Raw genomic sequence first — 24946 nt, forward strand, 5'->3', positions numbered from 1 at the left:
CTATTTTTAATCAGAAATACAAAATAACAATTTTGTGAAAACTAACTACTTAATAGATAGTATTTTGTACAGAAAATATATCAATCCTATAACCAAAATAAAACTAATAATATCATAATCTCCCTTTACCCAATCCTTGTAAACTAAAAAGCTAAAAAAAAATATCAACAGCAACATTAGAACAATAAAAAACCAGTAGGCAAATTTATTTTCAATCGTCAAAAAAAGAGGATTTTCTTTATTTCTCATTTATTCTTTTATAAACTTTAGGAGTATCAGACCATTCTATTTTTGCTTTAATTATACTCTCATCAATATGACGTTTATAAATAGGTGCAATGCGAATAGTGGTAGTTACTTTTGTTGCTAAAAAATTGAGACTATCTAAAAAGTCTGAATGTTTTTCTAGTTCTATATTTTTACGTGGAATATCAATCAGTATATCGTTATTATCCTTTTTATGAATCCAAATAGCTTCATCAAACTTCTGTCCTCGTAGAACAAGGTCTTCTCCATACGAAATATTTATTTCTTCTATTTCAGTATAACTTATACGTGATACGGTATTAAAAATGAGTTTTGTAATAAAATAATCTTCCGATAACTCTATTTCTAAGATAGGGTAAAATGCTAAAAAAAGTCCTCCAACAGTCATTAATACTTCAAATACCATGATAAATTTAGAAGTCTCTCCTCTTTGTATCAGAGTATAATGTGTATAGATTAAAAAACTGATAACACCAACATACATAAAAAGATACTTTGAATAATCCCAGTACCCTCTGACTTCAAAACTGTATTTACAACCTTCTCTTGTTTCCATTATTTTATTAATCTACCTTTTATTTAGTCTAGAAGACTGGTGTACATTCATCATTTACAACTCACCATTCATCACTACTTCCCCACTCTAATCTTAAACTCATTCAATTTTAAAAGTGCTTCTACTGGCGAAAGGCGATTGATGTCTAAGGCTAAGAGTTCGTCTTTTAATTTTTCTAAGACTGGGTCAGTAGTTTTGTTTTCTTCAAAGAGACTGTTTTGATAGAAATTAGTTTTTGGAGCAGCCTTTAGAGTTTCTTTATCTTTTTCTTTGAATTTATTTGTTTCAAAATGATGCATCATTTCAGAAGCTCTCAACACTACTTTTTTAGGCATTCCTGCAAGTGAGGCAACGTTTATTCCAAAACTGTGTTCGCTTCCCCCTTCTTTGAGTTTACGAAGGAAAATAATTTTCCCTCCTACTTCTTTTACCGAAACGTTGTAGTTTTTAATTCTATCAAACTCATTTTTAAGCTCGTTGAGCTCATGATAATGCGTAGCAAAAAGTGTTTTGGGTTTGGCATTAGGTAAAGAATGTAAATATTCTACAATCGCCCACGCAATCGAAATACCATCGTAGGTGCTTGTTCCTCGTCCTATTTCATCCATCAAAACAAGACTTCTATCACTCAAATTATTCAAAATACTAGCCGTTTCCGACATTTCTACCATAAACGTAGATTCCCCTTTAGCAATATTGTCTGATGCTCCCACTCTGGTAAAAACCTTATCTACTACGCCAATTTTGGCACTTTTAGCAGGAACAAAACTTCCAATTTGTGCCATCAGAACAATCAGAGCTGTTTGTCGTAAAAGTGCTGATTTACCTGCCATATTAGGTCCTGTAATGATGAAAATCTGCTCATTATCTGGGTTCATTACAATATCATTTGGAACGTATTGTTCGCCAATAGGCAAGAGTTTTTCAATAACTGGATGTCTTCCTTCTCTAATTTCTAAACTATTATCTTCTGAAATTTCGGGCAGAGCATAATTATTTTGAGTTGCCACTTCTGCCAAGCTACAAAGCGCATCAAGCATAGACAAATATTTAGCATTTTGCTGAATGACTTTTACATATTTGGCAACTTCTGAAACTAAATTATGATACAAAGTATATTCAATACTAGCAATTTTATCTTCTGCCGTTACGATTTTTTCTTCCCATTCTTTGAGTTCTGGTGTGATATAACGCTCTGCATTAACAAGGGTTTGTTTACGAATCCAGTCTGTTGGAATTTTTGTTTTGTGTGCATTACTGACCTCAATATAATATCCAAAAACCTTATTGAAATTTATTTTGAGCGATGTAATTTGAGTTTTGACAATTTCTCTTTGACGTAATTTCTCTAAAAAATCCTTTGCTGAAGTAGAAATACCACGAAGTTCGTCTAATTCTTTATGAACCCCTTTTTTTATCGTTGTTCCTTGCTGAACAGCTAATGGAGGGTTATCTTCTAACTCATCTTGTAGCTTTTTAAGAATATCATTATTTAAAATAATTTTCTCACCAATGGCTTCTAATTCGTTGGTTTTACTTTTCAATAAAATATCTTTTATGATAGGAATAGCTGCCAGTGAAGTACGAAGTTTTACAAGTTCTTTCGGATTAATTCTTCCTACGGCAACTTTTGAAATCAAGCGTTCCAAATCACCTACTTCCTTCAAATAGGAACTAATTTCGCCTTGCAAACCATCTTTTTCTACCAAAATGGCTACATTTCGAAGTCGGTTTTGAATTGGTTTGGCATCTTTAAGAGGGAACGCCACCCATTTTCTAAGAAGCCTTGCCCCCATTGGTGTAACCGTTTTGTCCAAAACTTCAATCAAAGAACAACCATTTCCATGCATCGGCACAAGCAGTTCCAAATTACGAGTAGTAAAAGAATCTAACCAAACGTATTTGTCTTGCTCTACTCTGCTTATTGAAATGATATGGTTTTTTTCGTGATGTTCGGTGGTTTCTAAGTAATACAAAACAGCCCCTGCTGCGATGGTGGCAGCGTGCATAGATTCTACGCCAAAACCTTTGAGCGAACTCGTTCCAAAGTGTTTTGTGAGTTTTTCATAAGAGTAATTCAGTGAATAAATCCACTCTTCGATGGAAAACGTTGAAAAATTATTTTCTCCATTAATTACATATTTTTCAAATTCTTTTTTGTTTGCCTTGCTATAAATAATTTCGGAAGGTGCAAAACGCTCTAAAAGCTGTTCAATGTAGGCAAACTCTCCTTCGGCTACCAAAAATTCTCCTGTCGAAAGATCTAAAAAAGCTGCTCCAACGGCTTCGTATTTCTTGTTTTTATAGAAATGAATAGAAGCCAAGTAATTATTTTTCTTATTTTCCAAAACGTTATCTCCCAAGACAAGCCCAGGGGTAACCAGTTCGGTAACACCACGTTTAACGATTCCTTTAGCTGCCTTTGGGTCTTCTAATTGGTCGCATATAGCTACACGTAGTCCAGCACGCACCAAACGAGGTAAATAATTATCTAAAGCATGATGAGGGAAACCAGCCAACGCAATTTCAGAAGCAGCGCCATTAGCACGTTTGGTAAGCGTAATATCCAGTATTTTGGCAGCTTTCACAGCATCATCTCCAAAGGTTTCATAGAAGTCTCCTACTCTAAATAGAAGCATCGCATCAGGATGTTTGCCCTTGATTTGATTATATTGCTTCATCAAAGGCGTTTGTTTCGTTGTGGTGGTATTGGTTAGTTTCTTCTTACTTGGAGATTTTGGAGGTCTGGCCATCTGGTCTATATCGCTATTTTTATTGGCAAATCTATTTTCTTAACCCATCAAAATTGCAAAAATATTTTGAGATTAGAAAAAAGATAATCCTTCAAAGTAGAAAATATGCTAAAATCACATTTTTGATGACTTACTGCATTTAAAGTGTATTAGAATTATGTAAAAAGGATGTTATTATATGTTCTATAAATTCATTTGTTACTCCATTTAGGTTTTCTGTTTTAAGGCTCGCTAAGACTGATATTTTCAATAATTCTATTGTATAGATTATTATTTTATCAAAATAAAAGGTATTTTTGCTTATATCATTTTTTACACTCACAAAAATTCATTATACAGACTATGAGCGTACTTGTAAATAAAGATTCTAAAATTATTGTTCAAGGTTTTACAGGAAAAGAAGGTTCTTTCCACGCTGAACAAATGATTGAATACGGAACAAATGTAGTAGGTGGAGTAACACCAGGAAAAGGTGGTACTACTCACTTGGGCTTACCTGTTTTCAATACTGTTCTTGATGCCGTAGAAGGTGCTAAGGCTGATACTTCTATTATTTTTGTTCCTCCTGCATTTGCTGCTGATGCTATTATGGAAGCTGCTGATGCTGGTATAAAAGTAATTATTGCCATTACAGAGGGGATTCCTGTACAAGATCTGGTCAAAGCAAAGGCGTATGTTGCAGACAAAGGCAACTGTCGTTTGATAGGTCCTAACTGCCCAGGAGTAATCACACCAGAAGAGGCAAAGGTAGGAATTATGCCAGGGTTTGTATTCAAAAAAGGTAAAGTGGGTATTGTTTCTAAGTCTGGAACACTTACGTATGAGGCTGCTGACCAAGTAGTAAAAGCAGGTCTTGGTATCTCAACAGCTATCGGAATTGGTGGAGACCCAATCATTGGAACAACTACAAAAGAAGCCGTAGAACTTCTGATGAATGATGATGAGACAGACGCTATCGTTATGATTGGTGAGATTGGTGGAAACTTAGAAGCTAATGCAGCTCGTTGGATTAAAGAAACAGGTAACAAAAAACCAGTCGTTGGTTTTATTGCAGGACAAACAGCACCAAAAGGCAAGCGTATGGGACATGCAGGAGCAATCATTGGTGGTGCAGACGATACAGCAGCAGCCAAAATGCGTATTATGCGTGAATGTGGTATCCATGTTGTAGAATCTCCAGCAAACATTGGAAAAACTATCAAAGATGTTTTAGAAACTGAAAATGCTTAATTTTTTGTACTTTCTATAAATAAAAAAGGGTTTGAGAACTTTTCTCAAACCCTTTTTTAAGTAGTTTTATAAAAAGGCTATTCTTCCGAATTTATTGTTACTTCTACATTGATAAAACCTTTATTGTCTTTAAGACCTGCTCCTTGAGAAGCATCCAAATCATCATTGATACAAATAGATAAAGTTCCACTTGCTCCTACTGGAGTATTTGCACCATCTCCTATAAAAAAGATTTGGTCACCTACTTTTCCAATGAGAGCGCCTTTATTTTTATTTGGCATAGCATAACCTTCTTCTGCATTAATATAAGTTGGATTCCCATTAGCACCATACAAATCACCTTCGTTGTCATTTGGATTAGCTGTCCAAAGTCCTCCAACATAAGAAATTTTTGCTTGCATACCTTGTTTGAGTTTTACACCTGTCGTTTGCCATTTTCTATCTGCCAATATGCTAATAAAAGGAGGTGGCGTAAAGTTACAAGGGTCAATGGGTTCTTTATATTCTTCATAGGCAAAATAATCTGCTAGTGCTAAACTTGTTCCTATTCCCACTCCAGATTGCGATTGCATAAATGTAATCGGACGACTTTTTGAACCAGAAGCATTAAGTGGACTATACCAAGCCCATAAATATGTCGAATTTGGGTAATTATCTCCAGAAGGAGGAAATAAGGCAGATATAATTGTTACGGTATGTTTAGGTGAAAGTACAGGATTATCGACTAATGTAGCGTGAATTTTTCCTTCTACTGCAGGAATCTGTACCCACGCAGGAGGTTGTTGTCCGAAAGGAAAATTACTAAAAGCTATTGCTTTTGTTAGAGTATCACCGTGGTAGTTTCTTAGAAAACCTGTTCCACTATTTCTAGGAGGTGTTACTCCTTTTGGAGCTCTTCCTGTCAAGAGTGCTATCTGAGAAGTAAATGAGTTTTGAGGATTGTAGGTATATTTCATCCATGTATTTTGAGTTCGGTCTGAGGTTACTTTGTACGCACTATCCGACTTCCATCTGTATAAAACTCTAGTGGGTAATGGATTAAATTCTTCATTTACAGGAGTCATGAAAGCTGTCATTCCAAGATTGGTATTCCATGAAAAAAGCTGATAATTGTTTGGATTTCCAAATGTAAAACCTGTAATTTCTGGTGTGGTTAAAGGCTCTTCTAAAGAACTACTAGAGAGAGGTTCAAAGGTTGAAAAGTGGATAAAAGAAAACATTTGAAACAATGCCAATTGCTCTGGACTTCCCAAAGTAGGCTTGAGTGGACCTTGTCCAAACATCAAGCGAACAGGTAATTTTGTCTTGTGGTCAAACCACATCCAAGTGGCTGGAGGTGGTTTGGTAGTTCCTACTGGGATTTTCCACCAATCTGTTTGTTGAGCTTCTAGCCAGTTCATATAACTTGTACCAGCGCATTCGGCTTCAGCACTTTTGTCTCCAAACCAGTTGGTTGTCGGAATACTCCACCCCAAATCCATTGGAGAATAATTGATACCATCCGTAGAAACCAATGTCTCAGACGAAGTAATTTTGTACCACCATTTCCTACCCGAAGTACCAACTAATAATGCGTTCATTCCAATTCCTTCTGCATAAGAAACAGAAGCAATACATAATTCAAAAAAAGGACTGGCTTGGTCAGTAGGAGTGCTATTGCTTTGTAATGGACTAAAAGGGTGAAGTAAAGCTGTACATTTCCAATAAGAAGGAAGTGTAGGCTGTGAGCCTGTAAAAGGTATCAGTTTTGGAAACTGCGAATCGCTAATAGGGTCACAGGTAGAATCGTTTTTAACGGCTAAAAAATTCTGAGTAAAAAACTGGTTGGGTTGAGGCTCTACTTGTGTAGCTAGATTTGATTTCTCAGTATAGAAAGTAGTGAAAGCTACACTTTTCTCAGAGAAATACTGTATTAAGATAAAGACGAATCCTGCCAAACAAGCCAAAATTATTGCTTGTAGGTATTCTAAATTGCTTGTCGTATCACCTTTTAAAGCTGATAAGTTGTTCATAAAAATTGTTTTGATTAAAGTTGTTGATACAAATTATATAAAGAGGAATTTTTATAAAAATAACTTCATGTATTAAAATTATTTTTAATAAATATTTCGCCAATTTATAAATTAATCTTAGGAAATGAAATGTTTTTTTATTTCTCAAATAACTCTATCAAATTAGTTTACATATATAAAACCATAATAAGTTTATATAAATAAGACTTTCGCAAAAGCAAAATCTAACTAAATACAGTTTGGTTAAAGACACGTTTTCTTCATAGCATTAGGGTTACAACCCCAATGCTATGAAGAAACAAAACAATATTTTGTCAAGAAATAACTTTGTGAAAGTCCTTATAAAAAACAACTCATTACTTGTTTTTAGATAGTAGAGAAGCAGCTTCTACTATCAGAAAAATGATGTTTTTACCTTTTTATACTAAAATAACTGTGCAGCTATTTTTTCTGTTGCTCCAGAGCGTCCCATTGTATAATAGTGCAGACACGGAACCCCCTTTTCCATCAATTCTTTAGATTGCTGAACAGCCCACTCAATACCTACTTCTACCACAGCCTTATTGTCTTTACAAGCAGAGACAGCACTTACCAAATCATCTGGAATATCAATATGAAAAATACGAGGTAAAACATTAAGTTGCTTCTTTGTAGTAAATGGCTTCAATCCTGGAATAATTGGAACATTGATACCAAACTCTTTACATCTTTCTACAAACTCAAAATATTTTGAATTGTCAAAAAACATTTGAGTAACAATGTATTCTGCCCCAGCTTCTACTTTTGCCTTCAAATATGCCATATCTGTGTTCATATTTGGAGCTTCAAAGTGTTTTTCTGGGTATCCAGCTACTCCGATACAAAAGTTGGTAGGAATAGGATGGTGTAAGTCCTCATCAATATAATTTCCTTTGTTCATATCTACCACTTGTCCTATCAAATCAACAGCATAGTTATGTCCGTCTCTTTCTGGGATGAATGCTCCTTCCGACTTTACAGCATCGCCACGCAATGCAAGCACATTTTCAATACCCAAAAAAGATAAATCTATAAGTGCATTTTCAGTCTCTTCTTTAGAAAAGCCTCCACAGATAATATGAGGAACAGCATCTACTTGGTAACGGTTCATAATAGCAGCACAAATACCGACAGTTCCAGGGCGTTTGCGTGTTACTTTTCGTTCCAATAGTCCTTCTTTACGCATTTTATAGACATATTCTTCTCTATGATACGTAACATCAACAAAAGGAGGCTTAAACTCCATAAGTGGGTTCATGGCATCAAAGATAGATTGGATGCTCTCGCCTTTTAGAGGTGGAATAAGTTCGAAGGAAAAAAGAGTTTTTCCTTTATTTGCGTTTAAATGTTCTACAACTTTCAATGCTGATATATTTTATTGAGTGATGCTAAAAAATTATAAATCAAAGTGCTTGATGTATATGTTTTTGGTTATTTATACAAATATACCACTTAAAAATTCTTTTACTTAAATAACTTTTTCCAAAATGGTGTTCTTGGTTTATGATTCTTTCCCCTCATCATTTCATCTTTTCTAGTAATTTCATCTCCCATCAGTCCAGCAATGGGTTCTAATTCTTTATAATTCTGACAAATAATTTTGAGTATAGCAGCTAAAGGAATAAAAAGAATCATTCCTGAAAGCCCCCAAACAAAGCCACCTGTTATTAGAGAAAGAATAGCAGCTAATGGATTTAGACTGACTTCCCCTCCTATAATTTTTGGAGTGAGAAAGTTTCCTTCAATGAATTGAACAGCCCAAAAGGCAATCAAAACATAAAGTGCCATACTAGGAGAGTGATTCATGACTGCATACAAAGCAGGTAGAAGTGCTCCTACACCTGTTCCAACATAGGGAATAATAGCAAGACAAGCTGCTAAAAAGCCAAAAAAGAATGGAGAATCAACACCAATAATCCAAAGAGCAATACTATCTAGTAATCCAATTAAAAAAATAATGATTACTAAGCCTCCAATATATTTTTGTCCTACTTGTTGTACATCTCTCAAAAGATGCGTAAAAGCTACACGATATTCTGTATGCACAAAACGTAATAAAACTCTTCTTATGCCTGTTCTGTAAAGCAATAAAAGAAATACATAAATAGGAATTAGTATAAGACCAGAGAAAAAGTTACTGGTTTGATTTAGTGTTCCTGAAAGTAACGAACTACTTGAAGAAGACAACCATTTTTTAGCTTGATTGAGTAAGCTCTCATCATCTAGCTTTGAGTTGGGAACAATCTTATTGTACTGCTCAATGCCTTGATGAACGAGGTTTAACAGTTTTCCTCTGAAATTTTCAAACTCACTTACAATACTGACAACTTGAGTTGAAAAAAAATAAAATAGCCCAAACAGACCAGCAATTACAATAAAAAAACAAAGTAAAATACTACCAATGCGAGGTGTTCCCCTGTCTTCAAAAAACTTACACATCGGATACAAAATAAAGGAAAGCAGTACCGAATATGTAAAAGGAATCAGTAAGCCTCTAGCTTCAATAACTGCAAAGACAAAAAGTACTAGAAAGGCAATTATATAAAATGCCGTTTTTATGGAAAAGGGAAGTTTACTGAATTGTAAATGATTGTCATTCATAAAGAAAAAATAAAGGTTAAAAAATAGGTTGCTTACATATTGACATACTAAAAAAAGCAAAATTTAATCAAATAACTAAACTTTGCTTTTTATGTTAAACGAAATTACTTTTTTATTTGCTAAAAAGGCAAGCGAAAGCGTGAAAGTTGCTCAAAAAAGTTTGGAATAGCATTTGGAATCAAAATCGCACTAATCACAAAACCAGCCACAGCACCGTACAAGTGAGCCGAATGATTAATATTGTCTGATGAGTTTTTACTCTGATAATACGAATAAATCACATACAAAGCTCCCAAAATAAAAGCTGGTATGGGAATAGGAATCATCAGTAGAAATAAATCGTTGGTAGGTTGAAACAAAATAGAAGCAAAAACAATCGCAGAAACTCCTCCAGAAGCTCCTAGAGAGCTATATGCAGGCATATCTTTATATTTGAAAAAAGAAGGCAAGTCTGAAAGAATAATAGAAAGTAGATACAATCCTAAAAATATGGATGCCCCAACAACATCACCATAATATTCGGTATAAACGTTCTCTACCACTTTCCCAAAAAAGAAAAATGTCAGCATATTGAATCCTAAATGTGCTAAACCATTATGAATGAAGCCAGAAGAGAGCAAACGATAATATTCTTTTCTCTTATTTACTAAAAAAGGATTGTGTAATAGCTTGGCTTGTAGTTCTGGATTGTTGAAACCCATAACACTAATAATAATGGTAACTACAAGAATAGCTAAAGAAACTGAAAAAACCATTGTATGTAAATTTTAATGTAATTTATTGAAAATAAATGTGTTATATTTATCTAAACGAAAAATTATATCGTTTGACTAAGCAATGAGCTAATTTTGATTAAAATTTAAAAGAATTTATCAAATCACGTTAAAATGATATATAAAACAATGTATAAACGAAACACTCTGGCTGAATGTACGTTATGAAAGTGTATTGATAGCAATACTATTATCTTTTATTAAGAATTTGTAGGACTTTTTTATAGTCAAACAATTCGGTTGCAAAATAATTTTATTTAGTACCATTTTTATAAAAACTTGATGAGATTAGCTTTATAATTAGCTTCTCAAAGGTATTCATTAAAAACGACAAAATCGTGAAAGAGACAATATATAGAAGCATCGTGAAAGGAATTAGTTGGCGAGTATTTGCCACAGTAGATACCATCTTACTTTCTTGGCTTATCACTGGACATTTTGAAGATGCAATAAAAATAGGCTTAGGCGAAGTCTTTACCAAAACACTCCTTTATTTTTTACACGAAAGAGTTTGGAATCGAATTTCAGAAAGCAATAATCGTTTTATTTCTCATGGAAGAAGTCTTTTAAAAGGAATCAGTTGGCGTGTTTTTGGCACGATAGATACATTTATGGTAGCATTCATTCTTACAGGCAGACCTTCTGCAGCTTCACAGATTGCTACTTTTGAAGTAATTACCAAATTAGCTCTCTATTATTTCCACGAACGTGTGTGGGAACGTGTAGTGTGGGGCAAAATTGACCGTACACCACACTCCACCACCGTAGAAGAATGTATGAACTGTCAATAGATTTTAAGCTGTCAGTTTTGGATTTTCTTCTTTGCCAAATCTTTTGAGTGCATTTACATGTGCCATTAGAGCATCTGAAAACTTTTCATTTACTAGATAGGGAACATCAAACTCAGCAGCTGTTTGTTGTACAATTTTAGAAATAGCAGGATAATGAATATGACAAATTTTGGTAAACAAATGATGTTCTACTTGAAAATTTAGTCCTCCAATATACCACGAAAGCAACTTATTTTTGGGCGCAAAATCTACTGTTGTGTTCATTTGATGAATTGCCCAATCGTTTGTAATTTCATTTTTTTCGTTAGGGAGTGGGTGTGTAGTTCCCTCAACGGTATGAGCTAACTGAAAAATCACAGTCAGAATAAGTCCTGCTACAAAGTGCATTACAAAAAAGCCAATCATCAAATTTAAAATAGAAACATTAAAAAACACTATTGGCATTACTAGCATTACAAAAATATAAATGAGTTTGGAAAGCAGAAGTTTTGTAAAAGTTACCCATTTTGCTTCACCTTTTATCACATAGCGTTGGAATTGTAAAAAATCTTTTACAAAAACCCAGTAAATCGTTTGAAGTCCGTAGAAAAAGAATGCATAAATATATTGGTATTTATGAAACCATTTTACCTTAGTGTGAGGAGAAAAACGCAAAACAAACTTATCTGAAATATCATCATCTTCATGAACAATGTTTGTAAACGTATGATGGAGCAAGTTGTGCTGTACTTTCCAGTTATCTACCGAACCACCAATTAAAGTAAGCGTATTTCCCAAAATTGTATTGACCCATTTCGAATTAGAATACGAACCGTGGTTGGCATCGTGCATTACACTCATTCCTATTCCTGCAATACTAAAACCCATTAATGCCCAAAGAAGCGTAGAAATGATAAATGAAGGGTTGAAAATCAAGATAAAAACGAAGGGTAAAATATAGCCAGATAGAAGTATAATCGTTTTGATGACCATACTTGTATCGGCTGTTTTGCTGATGTTGTTAGCAATAAAATAATTATCTACTCGCTTTTTGAGTGTAGAAAAAAAATGATTTCTAGTTGCTGGCTTAAACTTTACGTAAGGATTCATATTCGGATAAAACGTTATTCTGTTCTACTACCTGTATGGAAAAGGTGTGCTTTTCCCTAACAATAAAATACAAATCTACATTTTTTAGCCTTAACTCACTCATTTTTATAGCATTCTACCCTTCATTTCTCAATTTCTCTCGCACTTCCATAAGTGCAAAGCCCAAAAGATTGAGTCCTTTCCAATTTTTTGGATTACATATTCCTTGAGCATCTTGTTTCATTCCAATTCCCCAAATTCTATCTGATGGACTAGCTTCTACAATAATTTTATTTCCTGTTCCTAGTAAAAAAGCCTTGTAGTCTGCATCTAAAAATTTATGATAATTTCCTTCTACTACAATTTCTGAACGTTTTTCTTGCCAAAGAGTATCATCGAAGTTTATTACTTTTCTACCTAATTTTTTGGCTTCGGCAGGTGTTTGGGCTTTCAAAATCTGTTCTAACATTTCCTCGTCTTCAAACAAACGAGCTTTTCCAGCCATCATAAAATGTTCTGCTGTGGGGTAGATTATTCCGTCCACAGAAAAACCTTTCTGCCACCACTGACTAAAAATAGTCTTGCTTAAACTTCCATCTTTTGTCGGTCGGTGTCCCCAAAAGAAGAGGTAATCAAAGTTTTTGTCTTGTTTTTGTAGCTTTTCATATTCCGAAATGAGCCAAGGTAAATTGTATTTCATTGAAAAAAAAAATTAAAGTGATGATATAAATTGGACAGAAGTACAACAAGAGTTCACTCAAAAACATTCATTCAATATCCTTGTAATTAATCACAGTAAGCGACTAAAGCCTGTTTTTTTGAATATGCTTTTTCGATTATTTGCAACAGTAGTTCTTTATCTGTGTCTTTACTATCCTTAGTTTTTTCAATTATTTGAGCTATAACTTCCCTGCTCCAGTAAAAATCCGAATAATAATTATAATGATTAGAAATAACACCTTTTCTCTGTAATCTTTCAAAAATATCAAAGTCCAAACTTCCTGCAAACTCTACATCTTTTGGATAATTGGGTTTAGTTTGGTCATTTTGTATAAAATAAAAATCTAGCATATTACATCCAGTTAAAAAATCTCTTATTTCCACTCAAACGTCTCTAACATGTGCATCATGTCTTCTTTAGTGTATTTCAAGATAGGCGCAAGCGAATCGTTTTGATTGGAAGTCGGAACGTACATCGCTGCTCTAAAAAAGTGTGTGGTAGTATCAGAAATCCAGTAGTTGAAAACCGTCGGAACTTCTCCTTCTGAAATGGTAAAGACAATTCCATTTCCATTTTTGGAATCCAAGACTTTATCAATGGCAGACGAACGAGCCGTATTTATTTCGTTGAAAGTGAGCTTGTGAGCATCATTTACATATTCCATAAAAAGTTTTGGGTCATTTTTGACTTCTTTATACGTGATATGAATTTCTGCTACACTTGTCGGCTCATATTTTAAAGTAATCCAGTTTTCTTCTGCATTTTGGCTCGTGTTTTTTACTACTTTAGCATATTTAGAATGCTCAAAAGAGTAAGGATAATCGCCTTCTAGTTTTTGGTAGCTTTGCTCTGGAAGTTCTATTCTAAAATAGCCATAAGGTTTTGGAATATAGCTATCTTCTTCGCTTGTGCAGGCAGAAAGAAAAATTATTGATACAACTAAAGGCAGTATAAAGGAGTAAAATTTCATTTTCGAAGTTTTGTGAGTTCAGATTTTCTATGCTAATCTATATAACTTCAAAAATAGGTTTTTGGTATGAATCATTTGTCATAGCATAATGAAATTAGAGTTTTTTTTGTTTTATCCTAAAACATATACCCCAAAGTCAGATTGATTTCCTTAAAATCTTGTGCTATCTGGCGATAGGAAACGCCTGTGTTTAGTCGCAGTTTTCTGTAAAAAAATCTTCTATTTAGATTTGCTTCCCACGCCCAGTAGTCTTGCCAGTAAAAGGATTTAGCTGAAAGGCTGCCAATGTATTTTATACTTTTTCGCAAGCCTAAACTGATTCCATAGTTTTGGAGTTCATGATTTTCAATTCCTTTTTTTCTAAAAGATTGATGACCAACACCATAAGTAAGGTTAATAAATTTCAAAGAACTGCTACTTTCTAAAAAATGCGTTCGGATTCTATTTTCTATGTCTGAATCTTCAAAAGTAGTTTGTTGAAATTTGTACGAAATAAACCTTGTCAAAATGCGTGTTCCAAATTCTCCATAAAAATCTGAATTATTTTTGAAGTTAGTGCTGTAGCCTATATCAAAATCTATGTATCTATTAAGAAAGCTAAAATACTTCATTTTGCTTAATGAAGCTCCATAAGGATTGTAAAAAAGACCACTCCAGTAATTTACTTTTAAAGGGAGATAAGGAACATAACAAACTGTTAGTTCTGCTTCTTCTAGTGCTATTTCTTTGAGAGAGATTACTTCTGAAACCTTTAGTTCTTTAGTTTCATAACCTACGAAACGAAATACCAAAATATTTTCTTCATTCTCAACCTCAATTTCAAAGTTTCCATCAATATAAGTTTGTGTTCCTTTTGTTGTTCCTTTAATTTGAACAGTAGCTCCAGGTAAAGCTCCATTTTTATTAATGACTTTTCCTTTCACTAAAATCTGCCCCAAAGCAGAATAAGAAAATGATAAAATTAAAAGTAAAGAAAGTATAATTTTTTTCATAGGTTTTTGAAATTTTATTTAGAAGATGTAGCCCAAAGTCAGATTGATTTCCTTAAAATCTTGTGCTATCTGGCGATAGGAAACGCCTGTGTTTAGTCGCAGTTTTCTGTAAAAAAATTTTCTATTTAGATTTGCTTCCCACGCCCAGTAGTTTTGCCAGTAGAAAGAGCGAACAGAGCAATACAAACTTATTTTTTGAAAATATTTTGATAAGCCTAACTGAATACCATAATTCTCTACTCTGCTGTTTTCTACTCCTTCTTTAAGAAAAGTTTGATGACCGATTCCATACAAAAGAACTACTAACTTTATATCACTTCCACTTTCTAAAAGGTGTGTTTGAATATTATTCTGTGTATCTGATTTATTAAAAATAGTGTTTTGAAAACTGTAATTGATAGGTCTTTTAAATATTTCTGTTCCTACTTTTCCATAAAAATCTTGATTATCCTCAAAGTTGGTGCTGTAGGCAATTTCTGATGAAATATATTTTTCATTATCTCTTTTTTTATTGAGATACCAATTTTTACATATCTTAATTCCATAGGGATTATAAAATACTCCACTCCAATAATTTACCTCAAATAAATAACGTTGTATAGGAACTCCCACCACTCTACATATTAGTTTATTTAGTTCGCTATACAAAAAAATATCTCCATTGATTTCTGAAGCCTTTAATTTTAACGGTTCTCTTTCGTGTCGTACAAAAATTAGTATTGAGTTTTCGTTCTCAACTTCAATTTCAAATCTTCCATTTATATCTGTAAAAGTTCCTCTCAAAGTATCTTCCAATTTTATCATTGAGCCAATAATAGGTTCTCCACTATTATCAATAATCCTCCCCTTTACAACAATCTGCCCCAAAGCAGCGTAAGAAAATGATAAAATTAAAAGTAAAGAAAGTATAATTTTTTTCATAGATTTTAAATTTTGTTAATGAGTTTTTATCCCTACGTTGCTTTCTATGAAAAATGCTGCAAAACTTTTTATAAATGCTTTGTTTTACTTTATCGGTACTGCCCTACTGGGCTGACCTAAGTTAAAAAATAAGCTCAGTCTCGTAGAACAGACCGAAAGAAAATTAACATTAAAAAAGAAACATCAGACCATCTAATGATAGTCTGATGTTAAATAAATGTATCTTGAAAACTGTAAGACTACTTCACGACTAAACCTTTTTATTCTAACCAACTATACGCATAATCTGAATCTATGTAATCTAAGGCTTGTCTTGTGAGGTAGAGAGGCTTAAAAGTATCCACCATAACAGCGTATTCGTGCGTATCTTTTTTACCAATACTTGCCTCATACGTCCCAGGGTGAGGACCGTGGACAATTCCCCCAGGGTGGATGGTAAAAGAACCTCTATCAATGCCTTTTCTACTCATAAAATCGCCTTCTGCATAGAAAAGTACTTCATCCGAATCAATATTGGAATGATTGTAAGGAGCAGGAATAGCATCTGGATGATAATCAAACAAACGAGGCACAAACGAACAGATTACAAAACCTCCTTCTGACTGAAATGTTTGGTGTACGGGAGGTGGCTGATGAATACGTCCTGTAATCGGTTCAAAATCATAAATAGAAAGTGTATAAGGATAAAGACAGCCATCCCATCCTACAACATCTAATGGAGAAAAATCATAGAGATGTTGGTGCAGAAAGTTTCCTTTTTTTGTCTTGATGAGTGTTTCCTTTTTTTCCGTCTCTGTAATAAGCTCTTGAGGTGGATGAATATCACGCTCACAGTAAGGAGAGTGTTCTAAAAGCTGCCCCATTCTGTTTCGATAACGATTTACCGTTTCGATAGGCGCACGAGATTCTGTAATCATCATTCTGACCTCTACTTTATTTCCATTTTCATCTACCTGATTCTCATCAAATTCCATTTTATAAACAGTTGTTCTAGGAATGACTACATAATCGCCTTTTTTTACTCTTAGTTTTCCTTGTGGGCAATACAGATAACCACTGCCATCGTGCATATAAATTACCTCATCGTTTTCTCCATTTTTATAGAAGTAGTCCATTGTATATTTACTTGGATTACAGATAGAGAGCGCACAGTCGTTATTGGCAAGCAATGGAACACGAGCATCCAAAAAATCTCCTCCTGTTCGCTCTGAAAGAGACGTTTTGAGGTGCATAGGTTGGAGAGGATAATCTGTTAGCAATTCCGTTTTCATAGGAATAGGCTCAAGCATTTTCTTTATCTGTGTAGGTGCATTGATATGATAAAGAAGGGTATAAATACCATCAAAGCCACGAGAACTGACAAGTTGCTCATGATACAGGCTACCATCTTTTTGTCTGAATTGAGTATGTCGTTTGGGAGGAATAGTCCCCATTTTGATGTAATAACTCATTGTTTGGTGTTATTTATTTTGTATGATTATAGGTTTTGTATATTGTTTTTTTATTAAAACTAGAACTCTAATTGTCTGTTTGAGTTTAGAGCATAAATAGTTTATTTAATATTATACATTCTGAATTGTATTTTTACTAAATCAGAAGAAATCTAGCTCTTTCAGAAAGTGGGAATTTACATAAAATTAGTGCAAAAACGATATTTAAACGATGTTTTTTTTGTGTTATATTTATGCGTACTTTTAATACTTCTTTCTCAGAACACTTTACAGGGAAAAGTCATTTTTTACTAAGAAAGGGTTTCGTAAAATGTGAACCAAAAATAGAAATAAAAACCAATGTCTTCTACACTAGACCCCAAAAATACACAAAACGTAACAGCAAAAACGCCTGATGAAAAGGAAGTTTTCAAGACCCTTAATGTCAATAAAATTTATATTCCTGTTTTAATAGGTCTTGGCATAACAGTTTATCTTGCTGCAAAAGAAATTGACTTTACCATTTTTTTTGATGCCTTAAAACGTTCTAATTGGATTTGGTTTATTGCTGCTTTCCTTATGCTTTTGGCTAGAGATGCTGGTTATGTTCAGCGTATCAAGATGATTAGTGATAATGAACTCTCTTGGAAATCTAGTCTGTATATTATTTTACTTTGGGAATTTGCCTCTGCCGTTACGCCTTCTGTGGTGGGTGGGACAGCAGTTGCAGTCTTTATTCTCAATCAGGAAGGACTTTCCTTTGGAAAATCAATGGCGTACGTAATGATGACAGCACTGCTAGATAATTTTTTCTTTATCGTCTTTGCACCATTAGCTATTTTTGTTTCTAATACCTTTGACTTTGCCGTTTTCCCTGTTATTTCTGCTAATATGTTTAATGAGTTTGTACAGCAGCAAGGTTTAAAGGGTGCATTTTATGTAAGTTATGGTCTGACTGTCATTTATGCTTTATTCTTTGTTTATGGACTGTTTATAAATCCTCGTGGTTTTAAATGGCTTTTAGTGAAAGCAACTTCTTTTGGTTTTTTGAAAAGATTTCAAAGTAAGGCAACACAGGCAGGAAATGAAATGATAATTGCTGCTGTAACATTACGTGGTAGTGGTTTTTCGTTATGGATAAAGGCTATTTTTCTTACTTTTTTTATATGGATAGCTCGTTATTTGATGCTCAACTGCCTTATTTCAGCTTTTACTCCTTTAGAAGCTGTAGATCATTTATTTGTATTTGCTCGTCAAATAGCCATGTGGATTGTAATGTTGCTTTCTCCAACCCCTGGAAGTAGTGGTACGGCAGAGGCTGTCTTCTGTCTGTTCTACGTAGAGTATTTAAGAGAAGAGTTTTGTGCTGCTGTCGGTATTTTGTGGCGAATGTTTTATTATTACCCTTATCTTTTCATTGGTTTCTTAATCTTGCCTCGTTGGATAACTAGAATTAACAAAAAAAGACAAGCCAAAAGAGGAGCAAAGCAGTAAATTAAAAATCCCACTATCTCTATTCAGAAATAGTGGGATGTTTTTAACTAAGAGAAATATCAGAAGATTGCTATTCCTTTCAAGAATTACTTCTTGTGTTTTTTGTGCTTATGCTTGCCCTTTTTCTCTGCTTTTATCTCTTCATATTTTTTGAACTGCTCATCAGAAAGAATAGATTTTAATTCGTTTTCAAAAGCAGTGTGTAGAGCTTTTCTTTCGTCTTTGTTTACTCTTTCTTCTCCTGCAGCTTCTTTTAAAGCCTGCATTTTGGTCATTTTTGTAACCAAAGCAGATTTCACTTTGCTGGCTTGTGCATCAGTCAGAGAAAGCTCAGATTTCAATTTTTCAAGACGCTTTTCAGCTCTTTTTTCTGGGTCTTTATGCTCTGCTCTAAGTGCTTCGGCTTTTTTACGCTGTTCTGGAGTTAGGATTTTGTCTATCTCTGCTTTCATTTCCTTATGGTGCGCTTTCATTTTGGCTCTGCGTTCTTCATTTTCTTCTTTTGCTTCGCTTCGTAACTTTTTCATTTCCTCTCTCTTCTTTTCGTGTAGGGCTTTGATTTGTTCCACTTGTGCATCTGAAAGGTCAAGCTCTTCTTTCATTTTTTCTAATCGCTCTTCGTGGTGTTTTCCATGTTTGCCCTCTCCTCTTTGAGCATAAGTAGTTATAGAAAAAGCAAAAAATAATGCTAAAGATAAAGTAAAGAAAATAGCTGTTTTTTGAATGATTTTCATATTTGATTAAAATTAAAATGTTATTTAAAATAAATTTAGTGAGTAATGGTTGAATACTTATTTGCTGTATTCGTAAGGTTAGATACACACAGAAAGCAAAGGTTTAATTCGTATAGAAAATATTTTCAAAAGGCATAAAAAAATGCCTATCTAGTATAAAAACTAGGTAGGCATTACTTTTAGTCTGCTCTACGAAACTGACCTTATTTTCTATTTAGGTCATAACAAGTGCAATTTAATTTTTCTTGATTATCAAAATTACTTTGCAGGAAGCACCTTTCCACTCACTTCTCCAAAACCGATTCTAACATTTTCATTCTGACAGAAGCCACGCATCACGATTGTGTCGTTGTCTTGAATAAATTTGCGTATTTCACCTCCTTTTAAATTAATATTTTTTTGACCTCCTTGAGTAATTTCAATAAGCGAACCATAAGAGTTTTCATCTTTTCCACTAATTGTCCCTGAAGCACACATGTCTCCTACATTGATGTTACAACCATTTACAGTATGATGTGTCAGCTGCTGTGCCATGTTCCAATACAAGTATTTGAAACTTGAACGGCTGATTGTTGTTGCTTCTCCGTTTTGAGGAATAAAATCTACTTCTAAGTTTATGTCGAAGTTATGTTTTCCTTCATATTTCAGATAGTCTAAAACTTCAGGTTCTTGCTTTGGACTCTCTACTCTAAATGGCTCTAAAGCATCAAGTGTAACCACCCAAGGAGAAATAGAAGAAGCAAAACTTTTGCCCAAGAAAGGACCTAGAGGTACATACTCCCACTTTTGAATATCTCTTGCTGACCAATCATTGAAGACCACCATTCCAAAAATATGATTTTCAGCTTCTTTTATAGAAACTGATTCTCCTAAATTTGTAGATTTTCCGACAATGAAAGCCATCTCCAACTCAAAATCTAAAGTCTTACAAGGAGAAAAAATAGGCTTATCAGCATCTTTTGGTAAAATTTGTCCTTTAGGTCGGTGAATTTCTGTACCAGAAACTACAATCGAAGAAGCACGACCATGATAGCCCACAGGAATATGTTTCCAGTTAGGCATAAGAGGTTCTCCATTAGGTCTGAATAGTTTTCCTAAATTAGTAGCATGCTCAATACTAGAATAAAAGTCTGTATAATCACCTACTCTGACAGGTAAGTGCATCGTAACATCTGCCACAGGAAAAAGAAATTCATCTTTTTTATCTTCCAATGGAGAGCCTTTCTGCAAGAGTTGAGAGGTTTTTTCTCTAGTAGCTCGCCAGTTTTGCTGCCCTAGTTCGATAAAAGGATTCAAAACGCTTTCGTAAAAAACGCTGTGGTCAAAATCTAAATCTTTAAGAAGCTCTGCGTCTGAAAGCCCTGCTAAGTCTAATACAAAATCGCCAATTCGAACTCCTACACGAGCATCTTGATTTGGCGTAGAGAAAATACCATAAGGTAAGTTTTGTATTGGAAAGTCAGAGTCTTTAGAAACGTCAATAAATGATTTTAAATCTGGGTTATTGGGTTGAAATGACATTTGAAATGTGTCGTTTTATTGGTAAGAATATAAGTTTAAAAAATTGCTATACTGCAAATATACATATAATCGAACTATTCTTTGATAGAAGATAGTAATTGAGGTAGGAATAAGAATTTCTAAATTTGGTAAGACAAAATCGAATCTATTTTAGCTCACTTTCAGAACATCATTGATTTTATAGTTTTATAATATCTCTAATTTCAAGTTGAAGATATTGTTTGTTTCTGAAGGTATTTTCTGTAATCAGAAAAGCAATGTCGTATCGACTAGTATTTGAAATCTGATTGAAAAAATGTGCTTTTCCAAATGAAATAGCCGAAAAAATAGATATTCCTTGCCTTACTTGTAACTTTAAGTGTAAATCCTTTATAATTTTTGGAGAAAAAAGCTCTACATTACGAGCTACAAAAACAGGACGCATATTCTGAGGACCAAAAGGCGACATTTGTTTGATAATATCAAACATTTTTTGATTAATCTGTGATAAATCAATTTCCATATCCACACGCACAGGAGGAACGAGCTGCTCTTTTTCTAGTGTATCTGTAACAGCATCTTCAAAACGCTCTTGAAATTTTTCTACATTTTCAATAGGCATAGACATTCCAGAAGCAAACTTATGTCCTCCAAATTGCGTCAATAAATCTGAACAACTCTCCACAGCCTTATAAATATCAAAATCTGAAATAGAACGTGCCGAACCAACAGCCAAATCTCCATTTTCAGATTCTGAATGAGTTAAAACTACTGTTGGGCGATAGGTTTTTTCTACACATTTTGCTGCTGCAATTCCTACCAGTCCTTTATGCCAATTTTTGTTGAAGAGAACATTTGTTTTGCGTGTAGGAACAGATTTTTTGAGAATTTCATCTATTTCTATCATCATTTTGCGTTCCATATCTCGGCGCAAATCATTTTTCTGATTGAGCGTTCTGGCAAGCTGATTGGCTTCTTTTTCAGAGGATGCCAAAAGCAAATGTAGCGAATCGTAAGCATCTGTAATTCTTCCTGCTGCGTTCAAACGAGGCGCAACAGAAAAGACAATATCACGAACTGTAATAGTGCGTCCGTATCCTTTTATCAGATTTAATAATGCTTTTACTCCCGGAAGTGGGTCTATATTTATTTTTTCTAATCCAAAATAACTCAAAATACGATTTTCGCCTCGCATCGGAACTAAATCAGCAGCAATACTTAACGAAACCAAATCTAAATAATAATGTAGATTTCGTTCTGAAGTTCCTGTACGAAAACAGAATCCTTGCAAAAATTTGTATCCAATGGCACAAGCAGAAAGGTCTTTGAAGGGATAATTACAACCTTTTTGTTTGGGATTGAGCATAGCAAAGCTGGCAGGTAGCTCTTCGTCTGGCAAATGGTGGTCGCAAACAATAAAATCTATTCCCCAGTCTTTTGCTTGCTGAATTTGTTCATTGGCCTTTACGCCACAATCTAAACAAATAATAAGACTAATATCTTCACTTTTTGCAAATGCCAATCCTTCTTTTGTAATTCCATAACCTTCTGTATTTCTGTTGGGAATATAGGCTTGAACATTCTTTTCATTGGTAAGGTTGCCATATATTTTTTTTAAAAAACCATAAATAATAGCTACTGAGGTAATTCCATCTACATCATAATCTCCATAGACCAATATTTTTTCCTCATTCTGTATGGCTTCTTTAAGTCTGTTTATGGCTGTGTCCATTCCTTTCATTAAGAAGGGAGAGTGTAAGTGAGAAAGTGAAGGACGAAAAAAGGCTTTTGCACTTTCAAAATCGGTTACGCCACGTTGAAGAAGCAAAGTAGCAGGTACTTGACTAACATTTATTTTTTCAGAAAGAAATCTAATCTGTTCATTTGAAGGAAGTTTTTCGAAAAGCCAGCGTTTGGTTTGCATAAATAAGTAAAGCAAAAATAAATGAACAGAAGAATGTTTAATCAAGGACAGTTTGTTTTCTTAATTAAACCTACTAAATAAAATGCAGACAATCAATATTTACATAAAACATACAAACTATTTCTTATTCTTCGTCTGATAGTTGTATTCTAATTTTGCTAGGATATCGTTTTTGTTTTTGTAGGGAAAAGCACTCAAATCCACTGCTGATTTATTTTCGGTAGGAAAACTTGAAGGAACTGAAATTAAGGCACAAAACAAAATTCTACCTACAGACAAACTCTTTAGTGTATATTGATGCAATGCCGATGCGACAACGTGAAATGATGGAAAGTAAGAAATAGAGCTAAAATGATAGTTTGCTAATTCGGATTTGGAGTAATTTTGTAATACCTTTGTAGGCTTATCATAAAATGCCCTCTTAATATACACCTCATGTCTAATGAAAAAACGAAATTTTTAGGCTTTGATAAGAAAGGTCTTCAAAAATATGGTTCAAACACCATTTGGCTTTTAGTAGAAAAAGCAATTCGTTTTGCTACAGGTATTTGGATTTTTCCTCTGACCGCCAATTATTTAGGTGCTGCACAGTATGGAAAACTAGAATATGCGATTGGTTTTGTTTTTTTAGTTACTCCCTTAGCGAGCTTAGGAATCATTTCTATTCTGACTCGGCAGCTTGTGGCTGACAAAGAAAATCATCTTTTTTATTTTGGTTCTGCTTTTTATTTACGTGTAGTAGCTGCGATTTTCATTATTTTATTTCTAAACATAATAGGAGTTATTACACCTTCTTCTATTGAAGAAATTTTGCCTTTTGCTCTTCCTTCTGATACAACAGAACGCTGGCTAATTTTTATTTTATCACTCAATTTATTTTTTAATGTGAGTGATTTGGTTACTTCACACTTTCAAGTACAGGTTCGTTCTCACTTTATCGTAAAGGTTCAGATTGTCGTTATTTTAATAAGTGCAGTCTTAAAACTATTTGGTATTTGGAAAGAATATTCTGTTATTTTTTTTGGAAGCATCCTTTTGATAGAAACAATTCTTACTGCCATTGGGCTTTTTTTGATGTACTTCAAAACAGGCGAAAACATAAAACATTGGAAATGGGATACAGCTATTGCAAAAGTGATGCTCAGAGATGCTACACCTTTGATTTTTAGTGGAATTGCTGTTTCTATCTATATGCGAATTGACCAAATTATGATAAAACAGTTTTTAGGTGATGCTGCAAGTGGTCATTACGGAGCAGCCGTAAGAATTAGTGAAATGTGGTATTTTGTGCCTGTGGTTTTTGCTGGCTCGCTCTTCCCTGCCATTGTAGAACTTCAAAAAAACAACCCTGAAAAGTATAAAAAGCGAATGCAGCAATTTTTTGATTTTCTTTTATGGGCTTCTATTGCGATTGCACTCCCTATTACTTTTCTGAGCGAATGGATTATTATAGATGTCTTACCCTATGGAAAGGAATTTTCACCCTCTGTTTCAGTACTTTCTGTTCACGTGTGGGCAGGTGTTTTTGTAGCAACAGGAGTGGCTGGCAGCCGTTGGATGTTAGCAGAAAACAAACAAATTTTTAATTTTTTACAGACTTCTTTAGGGGCAATTATTAATTTTGCATTGAATTGGTACTGGTTACCACAATATGGGCTTCTAGGTGCAGCGTATGCAACAGTAGCTTCATATGCTATTGCATCTTTTGGGTGTAGTTTTTTCTTACCTCAAATATTTCCATTGCTTAAAATGCATGTTTTGGGAGTTCTTGCTCCTTTTCGCTATCTAATTATTCTGATTCGTACTATTTTAAAATAAATAATGCTTTACAAAATTGCCAATTTCTATGCTGCTTTGTTTGCCAACAAGGTATTTTACAAGTGGAATAAATTGTTGTTTCATTGTGCATTGCGTGGCTTAGGAATCCACAACTCACATACAAGAAAACGCTCTGGAGAAGAGCATTTTTTAAGAAGCATATTAAACCAAAAGTCAAATCATAACTTAGTTGTCTTTGATGTTGGAGCAAATGTTGGTAATTATAGTTCATATATAAAAAACATAAATTCGAACACGACCATTTATGCTTTTGAGCCTCATCCCAAAACGTTTCAAAGATTGGTACAAAGTGCCAAAGAAAAACAGTTTGAGGCATTTAATGTAGGCTGTGGAGAAAGTGAAGGAAAACTAA

At 34.0% G+C, this 24946-nt stretch carries 21 protein-coding genes; 5 read left to right on the forward strand and 16 right to left on the reverse strand.

Translation table 11 applies throughout. From position 1 onward, the window contains the following. Window positions 1–238: 238 nt before the first annotated feature. The gene (locus QZ659_RS12845; RefSeq protein ID WP_291726226.1) at window positions 239–823 is read right to left on the reverse strand and encodes a hypothetical protein; all 585 of its coding nucleotides are present in this window, start codon (window positions 821–823) and stop codon (window positions 239–241) included. 74 nt (window positions 824–897) lie between these two features. After that, window positions 898–3576: a DNA mismatch repair protein MutS gene (gene mutS / locus QZ659_RS12850; RefSeq protein ID WP_291726227.1), complete on the reverse strand. Its 2679-nt coding sequence runs from the start codon at window positions 3574–3576 to the stop codon at window positions 898–900. Window positions 3577–3918: 342 nt separating this feature from the next. Here mutS and sucD point away from each other — a divergent pair, with 342 nt between their 5' ends. Beyond that, complete coding sequence (gene sucD / locus QZ659_RS12855) at window positions 3919–4806, forward strand: succinate--CoA ligase subunit alpha (protein ID WP_291726228.1); 888 nt, start codon at window positions 3919–3921, stop codon at window positions 4804–4806. Window positions 4807–4883: 77 nt separating this feature from the next. Here the strand turns inward: sucD and QZ659_RS12860 are convergent, their stop codons facing one another. From QZ659_RS12860 to QZ659_RS12875, 4 genes are all read right to left on the reverse strand, one after another. Further along, entirely contained in the window at window positions 4884–6818 is a 1935-nt protein-coding gene (locus QZ659_RS12860; RefSeq protein WP_291726229.1) for a hypothetical protein, read from the reverse strand. A gap of 424 nt (window positions 6819–7242) precedes the next feature. Beyond that, window positions 7243–8199 carry a methylenetetrahydrofolate reductase [NAD(P)H] gene (gene metF, locus QZ659_RS12865; protein ID WP_291726230.1) on the reverse strand — a complete coding sequence of 319 codons (957 nt, stop codon included), beginning with the start codon at window positions 8197–8199 and terminating at the stop codon, window positions 7243–7245. A gap of 101 nt (window positions 8200–8300) precedes the next feature. Continuing rightward, entirely contained in the window at window positions 8301–9437 is a 1137-nt protein-coding gene (locus QZ659_RS12870; protein ID WP_291726231.1) for an AI-2E family transporter, read from the reverse strand. Window positions 9438–9556: 119 nt separating this feature from the next. Beyond that, entirely contained in the window at window positions 9557–10192 is a 636-nt protein-coding gene (locus QZ659_RS12875) for a rhomboid family intramembrane serine protease (protein WP_291726232.1), read from the reverse strand. Window positions 10193–10548: 356 nt separating this feature from the next. Between QZ659_RS12875 and QZ659_RS12880 the strand changes: the two genes are divergently transcribed. Then, window positions 10549–11001, forward strand: coding sequence for a DUF2061 domain-containing protein (locus QZ659_RS12880; RefSeq protein WP_291726233.1), 453 nt, complete (start codon window positions 10549–10551; stop codon window positions 10999–11001). Window positions 11002–11004: 3 nt separating this feature from the next. Here QZ659_RS12880 and QZ659_RS12885 read toward each other — a convergent pair whose 3' ends face one another. The 7 genes from QZ659_RS12885 to QZ659_RS12915 form a co-directional block, all read right to left on the reverse strand. Next, the gene (locus QZ659_RS12885) at window positions 11005–12090 is read right to left on the reverse strand and encodes a fatty acid desaturase family protein (RefSeq protein WP_291726234.1); all 1086 of its coding nucleotides are present in this window, start codon (window positions 12088–12090) and stop codon (window positions 11005–11007) included. 115 nt (window positions 12091–12205) lie between these two features. Next, window positions 12206–12769 (reverse strand): NADAR family protein, encoded by a 564-nt coding sequence (locus QZ659_RS12890; protein WP_291726235.1) that lies wholly within the window; start codon window positions 12767–12769, stop codon window positions 12206–12208. Window positions 12770–12855: 86 nt separating this feature from the next. Then, the gene (locus QZ659_RS12895; protein ID WP_291726236.1) at window positions 12856–13140 is read right to left on the reverse strand and encodes a hypothetical protein; all 285 of its coding nucleotides are present in this window, start codon (window positions 13138–13140) and stop codon (window positions 12856–12858) included. Between the two features lie 23 nt (window positions 13141–13163). Then, entirely contained in the window at window positions 13164–13760 is a 597-nt protein-coding gene (locus QZ659_RS12900; RefSeq protein WP_291726237.1) for a gliding motility lipoprotein GldD, read from the reverse strand. A 116-nt stretch (window positions 13761–13876) separates the two neighbouring features. Next, a complete protein-coding gene (locus tag QZ659_RS12905) occupies window positions 13877–14752 on the reverse strand; it encodes a carboxypeptidase-like regulatory domain-containing protein (RefSeq protein WP_291726238.1) in 876 nt (291 codons plus the stop codon). A gap of 18 nt (window positions 14753–14770) precedes the next feature. Further along, window positions 14771–15673 (reverse strand): hypothetical protein, encoded by a 903-nt coding sequence (locus tag QZ659_RS12910; protein WP_291726239.1) that lies wholly within the window; start codon window positions 15671–15673, stop codon window positions 14771–14773. Between the two features lie 260 nt (window positions 15674–15933). Beyond that, on the reverse strand, window positions 15934–17124 hold the full coding sequence (locus QZ659_RS12915) for a homogentisate 1,2-dioxygenase (RefSeq protein ID WP_291726240.1): 1191 nt from the start codon (window positions 17122–17124) through the stop codon (window positions 15934–15936). A gap of 339 nt (window positions 17125–17463) precedes the next feature. Here QZ659_RS12915 and QZ659_RS12920 point away from each other — a divergent pair, with 339 nt between their 5' ends. Further along, window positions 17464–18597, forward strand: coding sequence for a lysylphosphatidylglycerol synthase transmembrane domain-containing protein (locus QZ659_RS12920; protein ID WP_291726241.1), 1134 nt, complete (start codon window positions 17464–17466; stop codon window positions 18595–18597). Between the two features lie 86 nt (window positions 18598–18683). On the opposite strand, the gene QZ659_RS12925 is transcribed toward QZ659_RS12920, so the two are convergent. The 3 genes from QZ659_RS12925 to recJ all read right to left on the reverse strand — a co-directional run bounded on the left by QZ659_RS12925 (window position 18684) and on the right by recJ (window position 22755). After that, the gene (locus QZ659_RS12925) at window positions 18684–19331 is read right to left on the reverse strand and encodes a Spy/CpxP family protein refolding chaperone (protein ID WP_291726242.1); all 648 of its coding nucleotides are present in this window, start codon (window positions 19329–19331) and stop codon (window positions 18684–18686) included. Between the two features lie 258 nt (window positions 19332–19589). Next, window positions 19590–20852 (reverse strand): fumarylacetoacetase, encoded by a 1263-nt coding sequence (gene fahA / locus QZ659_RS12930; protein WP_291726243.1) that lies wholly within the window; start codon window positions 20850–20852, stop codon window positions 19590–19592. Window positions 20853–21030: 178 nt separating this feature from the next. Then, window positions 21031–22755 (reverse strand): single-stranded-DNA-specific exonuclease RecJ, encoded by a 1725-nt coding sequence (gene recJ, locus QZ659_RS12935; protein WP_291726244.1) that lies wholly within the window; start codon window positions 22753–22755, stop codon window positions 21031–21033. 435 nt (window positions 22756–23190) lie between these two features. On the opposite strand from recJ, the gene QZ659_RS12940 reads away from it, so the two are divergent. After that, a complete protein-coding gene (locus QZ659_RS12940; protein WP_291726245.1) occupies window positions 23191–24573 on the forward strand; it encodes a flippase in 1383 nt (460 codons plus the stop codon). A 3-nt stretch (window positions 24574–24576) separates the two neighbouring features. Continuing rightward, window positions 24577–24946, forward strand: a 370-nt coding sequence (locus QZ659_RS12945) for an FkbM family methyltransferase (RefSeq protein WP_291726246.1), incomplete at its 3' end; no start/stop codon positions are given.

This window comes from Bernardetia sp. (assembly GCF_020630935.1).
Classification (GTDB): domain Bacteria; phylum Bacteroidota; class Bacteroidia; order Cytophagales; family Bernardetiaceae; genus Bernardetia.